The following is a 16,789-nucleotide window of genomic DNA, read 5'->3' as shown; positions in this document are numbered from 1 at the left end:
CCATGAACGTTTCAACTTTCTGACGCATGGACTTAAATTCGGGCTGATCAAGAATGGCCTGGCAAAGTTCCCTGGTCTTTTGTGTAACGATGCTTTCTTCGATTTGAGTTTGCATAATTTGGTTTATTGCGCTGCCAGGCGTCCGCTTGCGGTTGCAACAAGTCAGCGGACTATAATACAACACAAGCGAGGTGAAAAATCAACTTATAGTTCGATTCAAGCGACTGAGGCAGGATTGATAAAGGAAACAGACATTTTTACTGGTTGTAACCTTGGGAAAACTGTATGTGTCATGAAGGTTGGTAATTTATGAGGAGTTATAAAATCTTTTTTGGGCTGCTCTTATTTGTCTGCAAGCTGGCATTGCCATGCCATGCGGAGGACGGCAGTTTGGATCAGGGGCTATTGGCTTATCTGCCTTTAAAGCAGGATTTGCTGAATCACTCAGTGGCCAAGCTCAAAATCAAGCGGCACGGGACGGTTGAGTTGCGCGATGGGGCTGCGTATTTTGATGGCAAAGAGAGCTGGTTGGATATCCCGCATATTGATCTTTCGGGCAGGCCTTTCGCGGTTTCAATGTGGATCAAGATCACCGGCAGCAAACCGATGTATGGGCTGGTTGCCCAAAGAGGTGACAATACTCCAAACCAATGGCTGCACTTGATGCTGCGGGGTGGACGGCAACCGTATTTGGGGTTTCTTGTAAACGATGCCATTTCTCCGAGGGATATTGCCTTGAACACGTGGGCTCATCTGGTTTTTCAATACAATGACGGGAATCAGGAGATTTGGGTGGACGGACAGTTGCTTTGTGCGCGAAAGAGCATTGCTTACGAAGGTAAGAAGGGGCCGACCGCGATCGGTAAGAGTCCGAATTGGAACAACGTTCCTTCGAAAAACTTTGAAGGCTATATCAGAGACGTTCGGTTTTATGGCCGGGCATTGGCCCCGAACGAGATTTTGACTCTTAACCAGTTGGAGAACTATTCGTTGCCAGGCATGAATCCTGCCAACAAAAACAAGAAGATCCTCCTCACAGCAAACAAACCAGACGAAGCGCTTTCAAACGCTTTAGCTGCTCAAGTAGGCATTCCATTTTTATCGATTGAAGGCAGGAAGTTGGTAATCACTGGTGAAGCTGGACAGATTTATGAAGTGCAGGCGAGTTCGGATCTGTTTCAGCCGTGGCAGCCATTGGTATCATTGACGAATGTAACCGGCGTTGTTGAATATACCGATATGGCGGCACCTGACGTGGCGCAGCGCTTTTATCGTATCAAGGTGCAATGAGAGCTGCACAGCACAGCAGCGGATTTAGCTGAGTGGCTTCAACTTCATTTCATTCGGTAACCAACATTGACGTCTTCCGTTTCGAAGCGGATAATAAATAAGAGGTTGGGAGTAACACCGAGAAGAAAGGAAATTGGATGGAGTTATTCATTCTGCGTCATGCGATTGCGGAGGACAGGACCTTGCATCCTGTTCGCAACGACAGCGAGCGTCCGCTCACTGCCAAGGAGAAAAGAAGATGTGGCGGGTGACCAAGGGAATGAAAGCACTCGACCTCTCGTTTGATCTGATTCTTTCAAGTCCGTTTGTTCGGGCAAGGAGGACAGCAGAAATTGTAGCGGAAAGTTTTCACCTGCCAAAGAAGCTGGAATTTTCTCAGAATCTGGTGCCAGACGGAAATGCGAAGGAATTAATCGAGGAAATAAAGCTGCAACATGGGAAAAGTAAAAAGATTTTGCTGGTGGGGCATGAACCCTATTTAAGCCAATTGGTGTCGCTGCTAATTTCCGGGGACTCAAGCATTGCGATCACGTTGAAAAAAGCGGGTTTATGCAAGTTGTCGGTGGATGTTCTGAAGTATGGCCAATGCGCCACCTTGGAATGGCTGATAACGCCGGGGCAGCTAAGACGGGTTCAGTGAAAGAGAAAACTGGTTCAGAATGAAGGGTTGAATAAAGCTGAATCAGGTGCGTCGAAAATGCTGTGAAATACGATGCGAAAAGTGTCGAGACTGGAGCCGGGCAGTCGAATTGCCGGCGTGAAAATCATGAACGCCACGCCGTTCCTCGCGCCATCAGTTTTGGGATGTATCGCACGATTTCGAACCGTACTGGTCCCCGACGATTGTTTGTTACCCGCAGCGGGGCCATGCTCCCCATAGTGAAATCTGAAGTTGAGAGGCCGAACGCGATTTTACGCGTGGTTTCCAGCTACAGCTAATCTGCGGAGCCCTCCGTACAACTCCGTACATAAATCCGTATTCGCTCTGTTTGCACTATTTTATTAAGCTGCGATGATTTACACGTATGCAAAGTGCACCAGTAACCATTACGAAGCACCAATCAGCAGACCTGCCTTTGGCCTTGGGGTCAGAATTCAGCAAGCCATGCGGTCGTTTGACAAGAAACTCAGATGTCATAACTCCTTCAAGGGCAGGGGTAAAGGAAAGAAAAAGGCGAAATATGTATAAGAAAGAACAGTTAAAGGGTTTGTACTTCGCACGTACATTTTTGAATGGTTGCCTTTTGGCCGGCGTTTTGTGCATTTCTTTACCTGCCAAGGCTTCGGACACCGTCACCCCCGCGAAACCCATCGTCTCCACGGCAGCCCCCCTGGATGGGAAACGTTTTTATGCGTTGGGAATGATCGAGACGGGGAACAACGATTACCTGGTTGGCAGCATTGGGGAAGTCAGTCGTTATCAGATTCATCCCCAGGTTTGGAAGAATTATTCATCTTCAACAGAATATGTGAACCCGGCAGTGGCGCGCCGGGTGGTGCGCCAGCATTGGGATTACCTGGCAAAATATTTTAAGGAGAAGACCGGGCGTGAACCACAGGATTTCGACATGTATGTGATGTGGAATACCAGATTCGGATATTACGCAAAAAAAGGATTCGATGTTAGCAAACTGAATCCCGTGGTGAAGGAACGTGCAGAACGGTTCGTGAACCTGGTAAATAAACGGGACATTCCCGCACGGGAATTGATCGCAGCGAATTAAGTTTGGTCGAGGCATTTGAGCAAAGGGCAACCTTATGGGTTGCCCTTTCATTTTTAGGAGGGTTGTTCTTTTGTGGGCTCCATACTAGAGTTCCGAAAGAGAAGTGTTATGAAGCGGATCCTTTTTTTAGTGTTGCTTGGTTTGATGCTGTCGGGATTTTCCACCAAGGCGGCGGAGGCAGGCGATAGGATTCTCGGCATCTGGCATACGACAGATGACAAAAGTCAGGTGGAAATCTTCAAGGAGAAGGACAAGTATTACGCCAAAATTCTAAGCCTGAAGGAGCCAAATTGGCCAGCGGGCGACGTGGAAGGAATGGCTGGCAAGCCAAAGAATGATCGCGGTAATCCAGATCCAAAGTTGCGTGGACGGCCCATTGTGGGCATGCAATTCATGAATGGATTTGCCTATTCAGGAAAGAACAAGTGGGTAAATGGAACAATTTACGATCCGGAATCAGGCAAGACCTACAAATGCAAGATGACGCTTAGCGATGACAAGCATTTGGAAGTGCGGGGATTTATCGGGATATCAATGCTTGGTCGAACGGTGGTTTGGACGAGATAGTGGCTACCCGGTTGCCAGCTTCTTTTCAGAACTTCCTTGTATTAATGACCTTAACTCATGTCGTTAGTCAGTAATTCCGGGATCAGAAACCTCCCCAAATAGCCAGTGCCCCAGTGATAAAGACCTCGTGAGCAGTCGCCTTCGGACTCATGTCCGGCAGGGATTAATGGAGGATTGACAGGAACAAAGTTCAAAATTCATTGATTTACGAGTGTTTTAATTAATAAAGCCGCTTGATTCGGAAGCCAGACCGCGCAAACTTATGGGCTTTGCATGTTGACTATTTCGCAGATTAGCAAGTCCTTCGGCGGACGCACGTTATTTGAAGACGTGACGCTGCAGGTAAACCGTGAAGATAGAATTGGTTTGGTCGGTCCAAACGGAGCAGGGAAGTCCACGCTCTTCTCTCTGATTTTGCAAACCGAATCGCCCGACGACGGGCAGATTACGTTTCAAAGAAACGTGACGGTTGGCTTTCTTCCGCAGGAGAGCGCACCCGCAGGCGACGAAACCGTGCTTGAGTTGGCCACGGCAATTACTCCGGAGATTGTGAAGTTGCAGAAGCTCATCAAAGCGTGGGATTCGGACCATCCGACGGAAGTGGAACATCACGACGATGCGCACGCGCGGTTTGATGAATTGGGCGGTTACCAGTTGGAATCCAAAGCCAAGCAAATTTTGTCCGGGTTAAGTTTCCGGGAAAAAGATTTTAATCGTCCCGCCCGTGAGATGAGCGGAGGCTGGGTCATGCGCGCGCATCTGGCGCGATTGCTCGTGCAGGAACCGGATTTATTGATGCTGGACGAACCGACGAACCATCTGGATTTGGAAGCGTTGCTTTGGTTCCAGGAATATTTGCAAGGTTATCCCGGAGCGATTCTGATGATTTCGCACGATCGCGAATTTCTCAATCAACTGGTGAGCAGCATCGTGGAGATCCGCCAATCACAAATTTTTCAATATCGCGGCAACTACGAAGATTACCTGGTGCAACGTGAGGCAAACGAGGAGCGATTGCTGACCGCATATAAGAACCAGCAAAAGGAAATTGCCCACTTGATGGAGTTCGTGGAGCGTTTCCGGGCCAAGGCGAGCAAGGCTGCGCAGGCGCAGAGCAAGCTAAAGCAGATTGAGCGCATGGAAAAACTCGAGGCGCCGGAAAGCGAAAATAAAAAGATCAGCTTTACTTTTCCGCAACCGCAGCGAAGCGGACTCAAGGTGATCACGCTGGAAGCAGTGCATCATGCGTACGGAGACAATGTGGTTTACAGCGGGATCGATTTTCAAGCTGAGCGCGGGCAGCGGACGGTGTTGGTCGGGCCAAATGGCGCCGGGAAGTCGACGCTGTTAAAAATATTGGCTGGCGCATTTCCATTGCAGGGAGGTACCCGCGAACTGGGGCATAATGTAAAAGCCGGCTATTACTCCCAGTATCGGGTGGAAATGCTGGAACCACGGCGGACGGTCCTGGAAGAGGCATTGGATACGCCGCAGCGCATTACTGAACAATCGGTGCGAACACTCCTTGGTTGCTTTTTGTTCCGAGGTGACGACGTTTTCAAGAAGGTAAGCGTGTTGAGTGGTGGTGAGAAGAGCCGCCTGGCGCTGGTGAAATTGTTACTGGATCCCCCGAACTTGCTGTTGATGGATGAGCCCACCACTCATTTGGATATTCCCAGCATCGATGCACTGATCGAAGCGCTGAAGCAGTTCTCGGGGACGGTGATTTTCATCAGTCACGATGTGTATTTTATTCGAGCATTGGCTAACCATGTAGTGCATGTCAATGCCGGTCGGCTCACCCATTATGCGGGTGATTACCAGTATTACCTGGACAAAACCAAGGCGACATCCGCACGCGAGGCGTTGACGGCTGGCGCCAAGGTCGAAGTTGTGCGACAAGATCCCACCGAGAAGGCCAGTTTCAAAACCAAGGAGCAAAAGCGCCAGGAAGCAGAAGAACGCCAGGCCCGATCCCGTGAGCGCAAGGATCATCAGCAATTAGTGCACAAGCTGGAGAAGGAAATACATGCGCTGGAGCAAAAACAGGTGGAACTGACGGCGGAATTGGAAAAGCCCGAGACTTACCAGACAGCCGGGCGGGCGATGGAGATCAACCGCGAGCTCGTACATGTCCAGGATAAGCTGGCGGAACTGACGCCGAAATGGGAGCAGGCTTCGTTGAAATTAGAGGCGTCGGCATAATCGCCACGAAAAAGTAACCAAAAAGTTTTTGCTCCCCAATAAAGGGAAGTTCATGCTCCATTACATGCATCGAATTTTGTTAAAGACTTCAGGCTGCGTGTTGTTGTTATTGTTGTTCGGCGGATTAGTAACTCCAGTGGTGCATGCGGCTGGCCAGGCCAAACATGTGGTGGTGGTCGTCTGGGACGGAATGCGCCCCGATTTTGTTTCACCGGAGAATACACCCAATCTATGGAAGCTGGCCGCAGATGGTGTTACTTTTGCAAATCATCATCCCGTTTATCTGAGCGCAACGGAAGTAAATGCCACAGCGATTGCGACCGGAGGTTATCCTGGCAACAGTGGAGTGATTGCGAACAAGGAGTATCGTCCGGAAATTGATGTCAGGAAAATGATTCACATGGAAAGCGTGGATTCGATTCGTAAGGGAGATGAAGTTACGGGCGGACACTATATCCACATGAAGACCACAATTGAGGCATTGCAACAGGCGGGATTAACCACAGCGGTTGCAGGATCGAAACCGGTGGCAGTTCTGCACGATCGGTATGAAAGACCGGAAACGGCAAAAAACAGGACTTTCTTTGCTGGAAACTCACTACCGAAGGGTTTTTCGAGTGAACGAGTTCGGATTCAGGGGGCGTTTCCTTCCGAAGGAGCAACTTCACCGACTCGCAATGATTGGACCACCAGGGCCTTGATAGAGGGAATGTGGAAAGATGGAGTTCCGGCCTACACGGTGCTCTGGATGAACGAGCCGGATTGGTCCCAGCATAAAAGCGGTCCCGGTTCTCCGATGGCGATGGCCGCCATCAAAAACGCGGATGAGAATTTGGGACGCGTGCTGGCGGCATTGAAGGAAAAAGGCGAATTGGAGCGAACAGATATCATGCTGGTCTCCGATCATGGATTTTCAACCATCGGTGAAAGAATCAACCTTGCTGAATCATTGAAAAAGGGCGGCTTCAAAACCCTCACTGAGTTCAAGGGAAACCCCGAGAAGGATGAGATCATGGTGGTGAGCAATGGTGGGTCCTATCTCTTCTACGTCATTGGGCATGACAAAGGGACCATTTGCCAATTAGTGGAGTATTTACAGAAACAGGCATATTCAGGAGTGGTTTTTACCCGTAATCCGATGCCCGGAACCTTTACCTTTGCACAAGCCCGGCTGGATTCTCCTACCGCGCCGGATGTTTTGCTTTCAATGCACTGGACCGACGAGACGAATAGCTTTGGGACGAAAGGTATGCTGACTTCCGGTGTGTATGATTATGGCGATAGAGGGATGCATGTGAGTCTTTCGAAGTATGATATGCATAACACCTTGATCGCCGCCGGGCCGGATTTCCGCAGGGGAGTGGTAAGTCAACTGCCCAGTGGCAACATGGATATTGCGCCGACTGCTCTTTGGATTTTGGGAGTGAAAAAGCCGATGGACGGGCGCGTGTTGAGCGAAGGCATGATTGGTTCCGCAGCAAAATTGAAATCCTATGAACCCAGGCGGCTTGAGGCTTCGGCCAAAGTGGGAGAGACAACATGGCATCAGTATCTCAATTTTACGGAGGTAAACGGAGAGACGTATTTGGATGAAGGCAACGGATGGGTCGGCAGTAATTAGGTTCTGAGCGGGACCTTCACCGTTGTTGGTTGGTTCTCCAAAACTCAACAACCTCCTGCCACCAAGCTTCCGGCTGGAGTTGGACATCGTTGTGTCCGGCGTTAGGCATCAGCCAGAGTTTCTTGGGGCCGGCATATCCGTCGTGAAGCTTACGACCAAACTTGCTGGGAACAACTGTGTCCTGACCAGCCAACAGGATGCCAATGGGGCCATGGTAATTTTGAAGATATTGATCTGAAGGGAATTTGTCCCAGAGCATCCACCTGACCGGAAAGATGGGCATATGGTTCTGAGCCACATCAGACATGTTGTTATAGGGCGCGATCAGGAGCAGGCCATGGACAACCTGTGGATTGGTTCCGGCCAGGTAAGCAGCGACGCCGGTACCGAGTGATTCGCCAATGACATAAACCGGAACGTCCTGCTTCAACAGGCTGATGGCTTCGGTGGCGGACTGAAAAAAACTTTGCTGGCTGGGAGTGCCCGCCCGGCCACCGTAGCCGGGATATTCGAGGATGTAGATGTCGCATGATTGAGCGTGCTGCAGTCCATCTGCGTAATCCATCCGGTCAATGGCACTGCCGGCATTGCCATGCACGATTAAAATCTGTGCCTGAGCCTTGGTCGAGCGCGCCAATTGCTTCCAACCAATGATCTGACCAGCGGGGCTTTTCCATACTTCGAAGTTGTGAGCTTCAGCGGCTTTTAATTGCGCCGCGAAGGGCCAGTCGGCCGGAAAATAAATCATTTTGCGTTGGGCCAGGAAAACAATCGCGAGCAACACGAGATAAATGCCGAAAAGAATTTTGATCAACAGCAGCATTCTCTTTGTCCATTTCGACTTTGGCACAACTCCTTTGATGGATGGCGGTCTTTCAGTTGATTGAGTGCGGCTCACTTTTCAACCTAAAGAAGCGGAGTTTGCCCGCGTGGTCAAGCCTGATACCAGGATAGCCGGCGGATGGTTTTGTTCGCTGGACATAGGTAGAGCACCGATACCAAGAGTAGTGGCAAACCCCATGGATTTCACAGACAATTTTTTCAACAATGTGGCACTTTGTCATTTCTGAGGAGTATTGACTCTGACTGGCAGAAGCCGACTGAGCCAAAGACGTACATTGTTGGGCCAGATATGGACCATAACAAAATCAAACGTCTGCATTTATGAAAGAACTTACACGTCGAAGCTTCATTGGAAAGTCCGCCCTGGCAGCGGCAGCAGTCCCAGTGACGGGCAGCTTTCTTATATCACATGCAAATTCTGTTCGGGCGTCAGTGGTGGGGGCAAATGAACGAATTCGTTTGGGAGTGATCGGCTCAGGTGGCCGGAGTAGAGAAGTACTGAGTGCCTTTTTGACGAACGCCGACATGGATTGTCCGGTCATCTGCGATGTGGATGAGCAGATGAGTGCAAAGGGAGTCGCACTGGTGGAAGGGAAGAGGGGGCATCGGCCTGAAACGGTTGTTGATTTTCGGAGTGTACTGGAGCGCAAGGATATTGATGCGGTACTGGTCGCAACGCCTGATCATTGGCATGCGTTGCCAACCGTGTATGCCTGTCAGGCAGGTTTCGATGTCTATGTGGAGAAGCCTTTGGCAAAGAGCATTGATGAGGGCAGGGCGATGCTGGAGGCATCGAAGCGCCATAACCGTGTGGTGCAGATGGGGACGCAATATCGAAGTGGGACTCATTATCGCGATGCGGTGGAGTTTGTGCAGAGCGGCAAGCTGGGAAAGGTGGGATTGGTCAGAGGGTGGGCTTATCTGGACTGGTTGGGCAGTGTGGGTAATCCGGCGAACTGTCATCCGCCGGCGAATGTGGATTATGAGATGTGGTTGGGACCAGCGCCGGAACGGGAGTTCAATCCGAACCGTTTCCACTTCAATTTTCGTTGGTTTTGGGATTATGCGGGTGGATTGATGACGGACTGGGGAGTGCACTTGATCAATGTGATGATGTGGGCGATGGGGCCGGATCAGCCGAAGACCGTTTATTCGACGGGTGGTAAGTTAGTGTTGCAGGACAATTCAGAAACGCCTGATACGCAGATTGCAGTTTATGAGTTCCCACATTACACCATGATTTGGGAGCACAAGGTGGGATGCAACAACGGATTAAACGGACACGCCTGGGGTATTGCCTTTACTGGCAGTGAGGGAACGTTGCTTCTGGGAGATTTTGGCTGGGAGGTCATTCCTGAACGCAAGACACAGAGTTTGGCAGCGGCGAAACATAAAGCCGGACCCGATTCCATTTTTCCGCATGTGAGAAATTTTTTGGATTGCGTTAAGAGCAGGCAACAGCCGGTTGAAAATCTGCATGTGGGACATGCGGTGTCGTCAGTTGCGCATTTGGGAAACATTTCCTTGCGCACGGGCGAGAAGTTGGACTGGGATCATCAGGCCGAGCGGATCACCAGCTGTAAGGCGGCGGATGAACTGGTGGGAGTGACGTATCGCAAGCCATGGACCCTTCCATATATGCGAAGGGCTTGAAATCCTCCGGGTCTGGATGGCAAAAAGGCCCGGCAGAAAATCTGACCGGGCCTAAGATGGTTTTAAGTGGTAATTAAAGGAGTGAAGCGATGTACTTTTCCAGTTTCGTTGCATCGGCTGCGAACAGGCGAATGCCTTCGGCTGTTTTCTCGGTGGCCATGGCATCTTCGTTCAGCAGGTAACGGAACTTCTTTTCATCAAGCACGAGCCTGGTGATGCTTGCATTTGCAGCCATCTCGGGACTCAGTTTGCGTTCAACGGGGTCGGTGCTGTTGCGCAACTCGGCGAGCAGATTGGGACTGATGGTCAGGAGATCGCTACCGGCGAGTTCGAGAATCTCACCTTTGTTGCGGAAACTGGCGCCCATGACTTCGGTTTGATAACCGAACTTCTTGTAATAACTGTAGATCTCTTTGACTGACTGCACGCCGGGATCTTCGGCGGGAGAATAATCCTTGCCAGTCTTGGCCTTATACCAATCCAGAATGCGGCCAACGAAGGGAGAGATCAGCCTGGCTTTGGCTTCAGCGCAGGCGACTGCTTGTGCCAACGAAAAGAGAAGGGTCATGTTACAATTAATGCCTTCCCTCTGCAGAACTTCTGCCGCGCGGATGCCTTCCCAGGTGGAGGCGATCTTGATAAGGATACGTTCCTTGGAAATGCCCTTTTTTGAGTAGAGGTCGATAAAGCGATGGGCCTTGTTAACCAATCCTTCGGTATCGAAGGAAAGATTGGCGTCGGTTTCCGTTGAGACACGACCGGGAACGATCTTGAGGATTTCCACGCCGAAAGCGACGAGGAGATTATCCATAATATCACTGAGAGCTTGCTGGCCGGAGAGCCCTGACTTCTTGCTTTCAGCAATCACTTTATCCAGTAGTTCTTTATAAGCCGGCATTTGGGCGGCTTTAAAAATCAGCGAAGGATTGGTGGTGGCATCCTGTGGTGCGAATTCCTTGATGGTGCCGAAGTCGCCAGTATCAGCAACAACCCTTGTAAATTTCTTGAGCTGATCGAGCTGAGTAAGCGACTGAGAAGTGGCCGTTTTATCTAATTGAGCTGTTGGACTCATAATTCAAAATGATTTCGAACTGCCTTTCGACAGATAAGTTGTAGTATCTTGAACGCCAAATCAATGCTAATTGGCTGCGTTCAATTGTGAGATACGGAACTTGGTTCCTCTTTATTTTGAGGAATACCTTCAATAAAATAATAAGGAGCCATGTGAGGACGAGTTGGGGAAAGTTTTTGTCCTTCTCTCGGCCAGGTAAAGTGGCAATCCCGACAATAGTATTCTCTTGGGATGATATGTAGCGCGGCAGCCAAACCGCCAAATAGATTAGGCAGTACTGAGCGACGGGTGAGTTGTGGAAATTCCACGCGGGAAGAGTGACATTCAGGGCAGCGGATGGCGTCACGCAGAGCCCCATCTGCTTTGTCCCATTCCTTAATCAACTCGGAAGCTCTTTCATAGTCTGGCCTGTGGACCCTGACATGAACGGCAGCCAACGGTTTGGCTACGTACCAGAGTCGTTCCATAATGGCTTCGACATGGATTTCAGCCCGGATACCAGCCTCCACCAACCGTTTCTTTAGTGGCTCGGCCTTCTCCCTTTCATTGTAAGTCGCTATAATTACCGTGTCATCCATGTTTCAAACTAGCCCTCTAGCAACCTAAAATCAACTGGGTGGAAACAGGCAGATGTGACAAACCATCATGGGGGCGATGACAGTATACTTGGGGGTGTCCTTGGGACGTAGTAAGAGGGAAGCGGCGAAGGTGTGGGTGGGATTAGGATCCTCTGCCCGCGTTGAATAACATTCGGATTGAGATTTGGATTCGCGCCCAAAATCTCCGGTATAGTGCTGCCGTATTGCAAGGCGATCTGGTCCAAAGTTTCACCACCCCTGTAGGAATAGATGAGCGGTGGAAGCGGAGGTGGAGTCGGTGTAGTTGGAGCAGGCGGCGGGGCCAGTCCCAGTACCTGGTCGCTGGCTTGTTTCTGCTGTTGATTGATGGCTGCGAGCTGTGAGGCTTTTTCCTCATCCGAAAGTGTGGGGTCATTTTGGATACGGCTTTGCTCCTGGGCGGTGGCCTGATTGATTTGATAGACGGGTTGAACAGCGGTTGCAGGCGCTCCTGCCTGCTGCGCCGCGTTCAGGGCATCAGCGTACGAAGCATCGCGAACGCCCTGATACGTTTGGAAACGATCAGCCCCCAGGATTGTGCGGATCGCCAGATCACGTTGTTGTTGGAGTTGGGCGCGCTGCTGTGCGGTAGTCGAATCATTTCCAGTGAGTGACTGGAGCTGCCGCTCGATGGAATCTGTGGTGCGAAAAATGTTTCTAAACTCGTCTGCTGAAACGTTCAGTGACTGCAATTCAGTTCGAAGAGTAGTGGCTGTTTGCGAATAACGGAGGAGAAATTCTTCGAGTTGCGCCGGATTCAGGACTTTGGAGAGGTCCTGCCGGGTTTGTTCGCGTATTTTGGCCAGTTCTGCCGAATCGGGTGGTATGTTCTGTTCACGTGCAGCGTCCACAAGTGCGGCGGTTTGTTGTTGAGAGCGGAGAGCAATTTCCTGAACGGATGCTTTGGCATCCGGAGAGAGGTCGCTTAGCATGGGGCCATTAAGTGCAACCACCTTGGGAGACTGATTGGTTGGATTGTTGGCATCCCAGTCGGGGCCGAGCAGGTTGGCAAGCGTGGCACGACGTTCCTGGTCCAGGACGTTGAGCTTTCCAGTAACGGCAGGGTCAGGGTCTTTGCGCCACCATTGTTGATCTGCGGTCAGAGCCTGATTCTGTTTCTTTTTCGCGTAAACCTGATTGATGTCGGCAACAATGATGTCCCGGATGGTGGATTCGGGACAGCCGATGTCGCGAAGGTTTTTAATGTAGGCCTGGTAATCAGGAGATTCCAGTTCGTCCCATGAAAAAAATTGGCGGCGCAGTATTACCTTGGGCTTGCCATTGGTGGAATCACCGCCTGGGTTCGGTTCGGCGGCGCCAGCAAGGTTGTTGGTTGAAACGCCGTGTCGCGGGACAAGAAGAGTGATAGCCAGTACCAAGTTCAAGCCGACCGAGGCAATCAGGAACATGCGCATGCGCATAAGCATGTTTACTCGAAAAAGGGGTTTTCAGCAAATCGAAAATCAGGTGGATTCACCCCATTCGAAAAGCGGTAAACCGGTGGTCACAAATAGACAGCGAGTCGGAGCCAAAGAAAAGCGCTATTCGACACCCTCAGCCTTGCGGTCGCGTTCCTTGGAGACTGCATCAAGGCGATCGAGGTAGTCGTTTAAGGCACCTTCGAGGTTATGCGATTTCTTCTTGGAATGGATGTTCATCACGCAACGGACGGTGTGGAGCGGCATTTTCAGGTGAATGTCAATGGGAGCCGATTCACCGGGGTCCATTTTATCCAATTCGTAGAAGTTGGTCATATCAAGACCAAGGAAGGTGCCATCGGGCGCAAAATAGGAGACATCGCATTTTATTTCCTCCAGAGGAGAGTTGGATTGATTGCGAATGTGGCCTTGCAGACGCCAGTCCTGTTGAGGCTGGGTGGCATCGTTCATAACGCGCATAATGGCGTTTTCGACGATGAGGTTTGGGGAAATGTGGCCGTGCTCGAATTGTGGCGGTGCATCCAGTGGCATAACAACTATTTACAATCGTTCGTTACGAAAGACGCTACGCCGGGAATGGGGAGTTGTCCAGTGGAGGGAAAAGTTTGCGAATTTTGATTTGCGATTTGCGAATGGGGCTGGAAGAGATTTAGAACCCCGAGTTTTAGTATTCAGCAGCAACGGGAATGACGCATTTATGAATGACGCAAGTATCTGTCATGTATTCTGCTTCCGCAGTTTTTCGCGGATCACAACGGAGATGACTTGCAGGGCGCTGGCAAAGCCGATCGTGATGAGGAGGAAGAGCCATGAGGGGATAAAATCCAACAGGAGTGCGAGGGCCGAAAGAGCAGCGGTGATGGCCCAGATCAGCAGCAGGATTTTGAGCGCTTTGGATTTGGGAAGGTACAAGAGCTTTTCATCTGAACCAGGTTTCCAATCCATGATGTTCCAGATCATGATGACTGAAAAGACTGCGACGAAAATGGTGCTAAGGTTCATGGCCAATCAGACAATATTTTAGTTTGCAGTCGATGTCGAGTTTGACCTGCCCGCAAGCAAAGACCAATCAGGTTGAAATCATTAAGGTGGTAAAGTTGATTTTCACCGCAGAAAAAATACCCGTGAATAAAAGTTGCTCTTTGAAGGTCATTCTTTGCACTTGCCATTACGTATAAAAACAGCAAGAAAGTGTTAACAAGCAATTGTCTGTTCCGCTGCCGGGCCACTATTTTACCGTGCAAACATATTTTATTAACCCAATTTTCAGAGCCGTCGTCGCAATTGCGCTCTGCCTGACGTTAACTGAAAATTGCTCTTTCGCGATTGAGAATGATAAGCCGGGTCCGCTTGTGGTTCAGACGGGGAAGGATGATGGGTGCGTCTACTTTTGGCTGGAGACCTCACTCAAGCGTGTTTTTCCTCATTCCCAACCTGGTAATGCTCATCTGCGACTCCTCGCAGCGCGCAATGGGAAAATCGCATTCCAAGCCTGCCTTAAGAGTCACCAACTCGGAGAGCTTACTGCGGAATGTCGGGTTGAAGGTGCGGAAGGGTTTAAGCCGCGCATTCGTTACGTAGGATTCGTGCCGATGCATCATCTGACGCCCAACACGGCGCTGAGTGAACTGGATGGCGTAGATCAACTGCCGGGACTGGTTCCGGATCCGTTATTCCCATTTACAAAGGTGACCAGCATCGGGCCAGGCGAGAGCCGGTCTTTCTGGATTACGCTAAACATTCCTGCTGATGCCAAGCCTGGGTTGCATGAATTTAAAGTTCATCTTTCAAGCAACAATGGGAAGCAATCGTGGATTTGCCTGTACAATTGGAAGTCAGCGAACTGGTGATTCAACCGCGGAAGGATTTCGAGGTGATCATGTGCGCGGTGAGCAACTGGATATTACAAGACCGGGATGTTTGACAACCGCTGGTGGGAGATCACCAGGGCCCAATTGGAGGACATGCTTGATCACGGTTCCGATGTCGTTTACGTGCCGGTGTTTTTCGATCGCCGCGAGACGTTCAAGCGTCCCTGCCAGCTGTTGGTTGTGAATGAAACCGAACCGGGGAAATACCAGTTCGATTGGTCGCAGGTAAAACAATTTACCGATATGTGCAAGCAGATCGGGTTCAAAAAATTTGAATGGTCGCACATTTGGATTTACTGGGGAGTCAAGAATCCCGTTCGAGTCTACACCAAAAAAGAGGGTAAATATGTGATGCTTTGGTCCCCGGACATTGGAGCCACCTCGGACACGTACGTCAATTTTCTGAAGCAGTTTTTGCCGGAGTTTCATGATTTTTTGGCGAAGGAAAACATTCTCGAAGATTCCTACTTTCATTTGTCGGATGAACCGGGCGCAAGCCACGTGGAGAATTATAAGCGTGCGCGGCAGGTGCTGCATGAGTTGGCACCCTGGATGAAGGTGATGGATGCATTGAGTGATATTCAGTACGGCCGGCAAGGATTGACCGATATGCCAATACCCATGGTGAATTCCGCGCAGGCTTATATCGATGAAAAGATTCCGCACTGGGTTTATTATTGCTGCGCTCCACAGGGGCCGTGGTTGAATCGTTTCATGGATACGCCTTTGCCGAAGGTGCGCATGGCGGGTTGGACGTTTTATCGACTGGGGGCGAAAGGCTTTTTGCATTGGGGTTTTAATTACTGGCACAAAATTGAGCAGGAAGTCGTGACTGACCCGTTGACGGACGGTTGCGTCTCGGCCTGGCCGGGCATTCCATACGGCGATCCATTCGTGATTTACCCCGGCGCTGATGGGCAACCGATGGATTCGATACGATGGGAAGTCTTTGCGGAATCGCTGCAGGATTATGCCATTTTGCAAACGGCGGGAATCAAGCCGGAAGACCCGTTGCTCTCGGAGATTAAAACCTATGCTCAATTTCCGAAGAATGAGGAATGGATACAACAGACACTGGAGAAAATATTGAAAAAGCCTGCCGGTGGGAAAACACCCGGCAATTGAGGTGAAGGTTCAGGCCAGGCGAGGTGAATGCAGGGTTTGTTAGAATAAGGTGGGGATGTGTTGAATTGCGCTTTTGGATTCTGCTTCGGATGGGCGTATTGAGCTGTTTAAAGTCGCGGGCCGAAGCGAGGATTCTTTTTTGGGATTGAGCGCTATAGACATGCCGCTCCAACGGAGCTTAAGAGGTCACGGGTTTGTCCCACGTGAAACGAGTAAAATATGGGCAGGAACGACGGATTGGCGAAAGTCATTTGTAAGACTGTTGAACAGTCTTTCTTGCAAAATCTTTCTCAACACAAACTGCGTTTGAGGTTTTGTAAGCTCTTCGAGAAGGAGAGTGCTGATTTCGTCGATTGGTCGTTGATTAAGGCCGTTCCCACTGGAGAAGGATTTTGCGGGATTCGGTTTCGTGGGAGAGAAGGAAAAATTCGTCGGCGTTGGGGATGCTTTGCCAGTCGAGAGTTTTGACGTGTGATTTGAGGGAGAGCATCTGGCGCTTGAAGGCGCCGTTGCGGACGTAGGATTCGCTGCCACCTACGAGGAAGTGCATGGCGAGGGATTTGTTGAGCTGCTTCATGCATTCGGCAGGAGCAAAAGCGCCGAGGCAGATGACGCCGCGTGCGGCATCGGGCTTTTGAGTGTAAAGGCGGCAGGCGCTGAAGCCACCGTCGGCGAGGCCGATGAGCAATGGTTTGTTCAGTTGGGTTTTGAGTCGAGTGGCGACCGCTTTTTCGGCCTCGAGGACGTAAGCGGGGGGAACAT

15 protein-coding genes and 2 pseudogenes are annotated in these 16,789 nt (G+C 50.5%); 10 read left to right on the top strand and 7 right to left on the bottom strand.

The features are described from left to right. Nucleotides 1-309: 309 nt before the first annotated feature. From CFLAV_RS30775 to CFLAV_RS30750, 7 genes are all read left to right on the top strand, one after another. The gene (locus tag CFLAV_RS30775; RefSeq protein ID WP_007418857.1) at nt 310-1,290 is read left to right on the top strand and encodes a LamG domain-containing protein; all 981 of its coding nucleotides are present in this window, start codon (nt 310-312) and stop codon (nt 1,288-1,290) included. Nucleotides 1,291-1,528: 238 nt separating this feature from the next. Then, a complete protein-coding gene (locus CFLAV_RS30770; protein ID WP_007418855.1) occupies nt 1,529-1,930 on the top strand; it encodes a SixA phosphatase family protein in 402 nt (133 codons plus the stop codon). Nucleotides 1,931-1,992: 62 nt separating this feature from the next. After that, the gene (locus tag CFLAV_RS35315) at nt 1,993-2,229 is read left to right on the top strand and encodes a hypothetical protein (protein ID WP_150107690.1); all 237 of its coding nucleotides are present in this window, start codon (nt 1,993-1,995) and stop codon (nt 2,227-2,229) included. Between the two features lie 242 nt (nt 2,230-2,471). Then, nucleotides 2,472-3,014 (top strand): hypothetical protein, encoded by a 543-nt coding sequence (locus CFLAV_RS30765; protein ID WP_007418853.1) that lies wholly within the window; start codon nt 2,472-2,474, stop codon nt 3,012-3,014. Nucleotides 3,015-3,122: 108 nt separating this feature from the next. Beyond that, complete coding sequence (locus tag CFLAV_RS30760; RefSeq protein ID WP_007418852.1) at nt 3,123-3,581, top strand: DUF2147 domain-containing protein; 459 nt, start codon at nt 3,123-3,125, stop codon at nt 3,579-3,581. Between the two features lie 273 nt (nt 3,582-3,854). After that, complete coding sequence (locus CFLAV_RS30755; protein WP_007418851.1) at nt 3,855-5,786, top strand: ABC-F family ATP-binding cassette domain-containing protein; 1,932 nt, start codon at nt 3,855-3,857, stop codon at nt 5,784-5,786. A gap of 64 nt (nt 5,787-5,850) precedes the next feature. After that, nucleotides 5,851-7,407, top strand: coding sequence for an alkaline phosphatase family protein (locus CFLAV_RS30750; RefSeq protein ID WP_160164700.1), 1,557 nt, complete (start codon nt 5,851-5,853; stop codon nt 7,405-7,407). A gap of 16 nt (nt 7,408-7,423) precedes the next feature. On the opposite strand, the gene CFLAV_RS30745 is transcribed toward CFLAV_RS30750, so the two are convergent. Then, nucleotides 7,424-8,230: an alpha/beta hydrolase gene (locus CFLAV_RS30745; RefSeq protein ID WP_007418849.1), complete on the bottom strand. Its 807-nt coding sequence runs from the start codon at nt 8,228-8,230 to the stop codon at nt 7,424-7,426. Nucleotides 8,231-8,571: 341 nt separating this feature from the next. Between CFLAV_RS30745 and CFLAV_RS30740 the strand changes: the two genes are divergently transcribed. Then, nucleotides 8,572-9,903, top strand: a complete 1,332-nt coding sequence (locus tag CFLAV_RS30740; RefSeq protein WP_007418848.1) for a Gfo/Idh/MocA family protein — start codon at nt 8,572-8,574, stop codon at nt 9,901-9,903. A gap of 73 nt (nt 9,904-9,976) precedes the next feature. Here CFLAV_RS30740 and tal read toward each other — a convergent pair whose 3' ends face one another. From tal to CFLAV_RS30715, 5 genes are all read right to left on the bottom strand, one after another. Beyond that, nucleotides 9,977-10,975 (bottom strand): transaldolase, encoded by a 999-nt coding sequence (gene tal, locus CFLAV_RS30735; RefSeq protein WP_007418847.1) that lies wholly within the window; start codon nt 10,973-10,975, stop codon nt 9,977-9,979. A gap of 80 nt (nt 10,976-11,055) precedes the next feature. After that, a complete protein-coding gene (locus CFLAV_RS30730) occupies nt 11,056-11,553 on the bottom strand; it encodes a hypothetical protein (RefSeq protein WP_040550938.1) in 498 nt (165 codons plus the stop codon). Nucleotides 11,554-11,618: 65 nt separating this feature from the next. Further along, nucleotides 11,619-13,007, bottom strand: a complete 1,389-nt coding sequence (locus CFLAV_RS33530; RefSeq protein WP_160164699.1) for a LysM peptidoglycan-binding domain-containing protein — start codon at nt 13,005-13,007, stop codon at nt 11,619-11,621. A 126-nt stretch (nt 13,008-13,133) separates the two neighbouring features. After that, the gene (locus CFLAV_RS30720) at nt 13,134-13,562 is read right to left on the bottom strand and encodes a hypothetical protein (protein ID WP_007418844.1); all 429 of its coding nucleotides are present in this window, start codon (nt 13,560-13,562) and stop codon (nt 13,134-13,136) included. A 186-nt stretch (nt 13,563-13,748) separates the two neighbouring features. Further along, a complete protein-coding gene (locus CFLAV_RS30715) occupies nt 13,749-14,033 on the bottom strand; it encodes a hypothetical protein (RefSeq protein ID WP_007418843.1) in 285 nt (94 codons plus the stop codon). Nucleotides 14,034-14,269: 236 nt separating this feature from the next. Here CFLAV_RS30715 and CFLAV_RS36270 point away from each other — a divergent pair, with 236 nt between their 5' ends. Both CFLAV_RS36270 and CFLAV_RS36265 read left to right on the top strand, forming a co-directional pair. Continuing rightward, the gene (locus tag CFLAV_RS36270) at nt 14,270-14,881 is read left to right on the top strand and encodes a hypothetical protein (protein WP_007418841.1); all 612 of its coding nucleotides are present in this window, start codon (nt 14,270-14,272) and stop codon (nt 14,879-14,881) included. 63 nt (nt 14,882-14,944) lie between these two features. Continuing rightward, nucleotides 14,945-16,027, top strand: a pseudogene (locus CFLAV_RS36265) (DUF4091 domain-containing protein); the annotation flags it as partial. A gap of 364 nt (nt 16,028-16,391) precedes the next feature. Here the strand turns inward: CFLAV_RS36265 and CFLAV_RS35880 are convergent. Further along, a pseudogene (locus CFLAV_RS35880) lies at nt 16,392-16,789 on the bottom strand (hypothetical protein); the annotation flags it as partial.

It is taken from the genome of Pedosphaera parvula Ellin514, from assembly GCF_000172555.1.
Lineage (GTDB): Bacteria > Verrucomicrobiota > Verrucomicrobiia > Limisphaerales > Pedosphaeraceae > Pedosphaera.
Note: the sequence above shows the minus strand (reverse complement) of the source record. Positions and strands in the feature narration are given on the sequence as shown.

Excerpts from the sequence above, each read along its gene's own strand:
- CFLAV_RS30775 (WP_007418857.1), top strand. The coding sequence starts at position 310 with ATGAGGAGTTATAAAATCTTTTTTGGGCTGCTCTTATTTGTCTGCAAG.
- CFLAV_RS30770 (WP_007418855.1), top strand. The coding sequence starts at position 1,529 with ATGTGGCGGGTGACCAAGGGAATGAAAGCACTCGACCTCTCGTTTGAT.
- CFLAV_RS30765 (WP_007418853.1), top strand. The coding sequence starts at position 2,472 with ATGTATAAGAAAGAACAGTTAAAGGGTTTGTACTTCGCACGTACATTT.
- CFLAV_RS30760 (WP_007418852.1), top strand. The coding sequence starts at position 3,123 with ATGAAGCGGATCCTTTTTTTAGTGTTGCTTGGTTTGATGCTGTCGGGA.
- CFLAV_RS30755 (WP_007418851.1), top strand. The coding sequence starts at position 3,855 with ATGTTGACTATTTCGCAGATTAGCAAGTCCTTCGGCGGACGCACGTTA.
- CFLAV_RS30750 (WP_160164700.1), top strand. The coding sequence starts at position 5,851 with ATGCATCGAATTTTGTTAAAGACTTCAGGCTGCGTGTTGTTGTTATTG.
- CFLAV_RS30745 (WP_007418849.1), bottom strand. The coding sequence starts at position 8,230 with ATGCTGCTGTTGATCAAAATTCTTTTCGGCATTTATCTCGTGTTGCTC.
- CFLAV_RS30740 (WP_007418848.1), top strand. The coding sequence starts at position 8,572 with ATGAAAGAACTTACACGTCGAAGCTTCATTGGAAAGTCCGCCCTGGCA.
- tal (WP_007418847.1), bottom strand. The coding sequence starts at position 10,975 with ATGAGTCCAACAGCTCAATTAGATAAAACGGCCACTTCTCAGTCGCTT.
- CFLAV_RS30730 (WP_040550938.1), bottom strand. The coding sequence starts at position 11,553 with ATGGATGACACGGTAATTATAGCGACTTACAATGAAAGGGAGAAGGCC.
- CFLAV_RS33530 (WP_160164699.1), bottom strand. The coding sequence starts at position 13,007 with ATGCGCATGTTCCTGATTGCCTCGGTCGGCTTGAACTTGGTACTGGCT.
- CFLAV_RS30720 (WP_007418844.1), bottom strand. The coding sequence starts at position 13,562 with ATGCCACTGGATGCACCGCCACAATTCGAGCACGGCCACATTTCCCCA.
- CFLAV_RS30715 (WP_007418843.1), bottom strand. The coding sequence starts at position 14,033 with ATGAACCTTAGCACCATTTTCGTCGCAGTCTTTTCAGTCATCATGATC.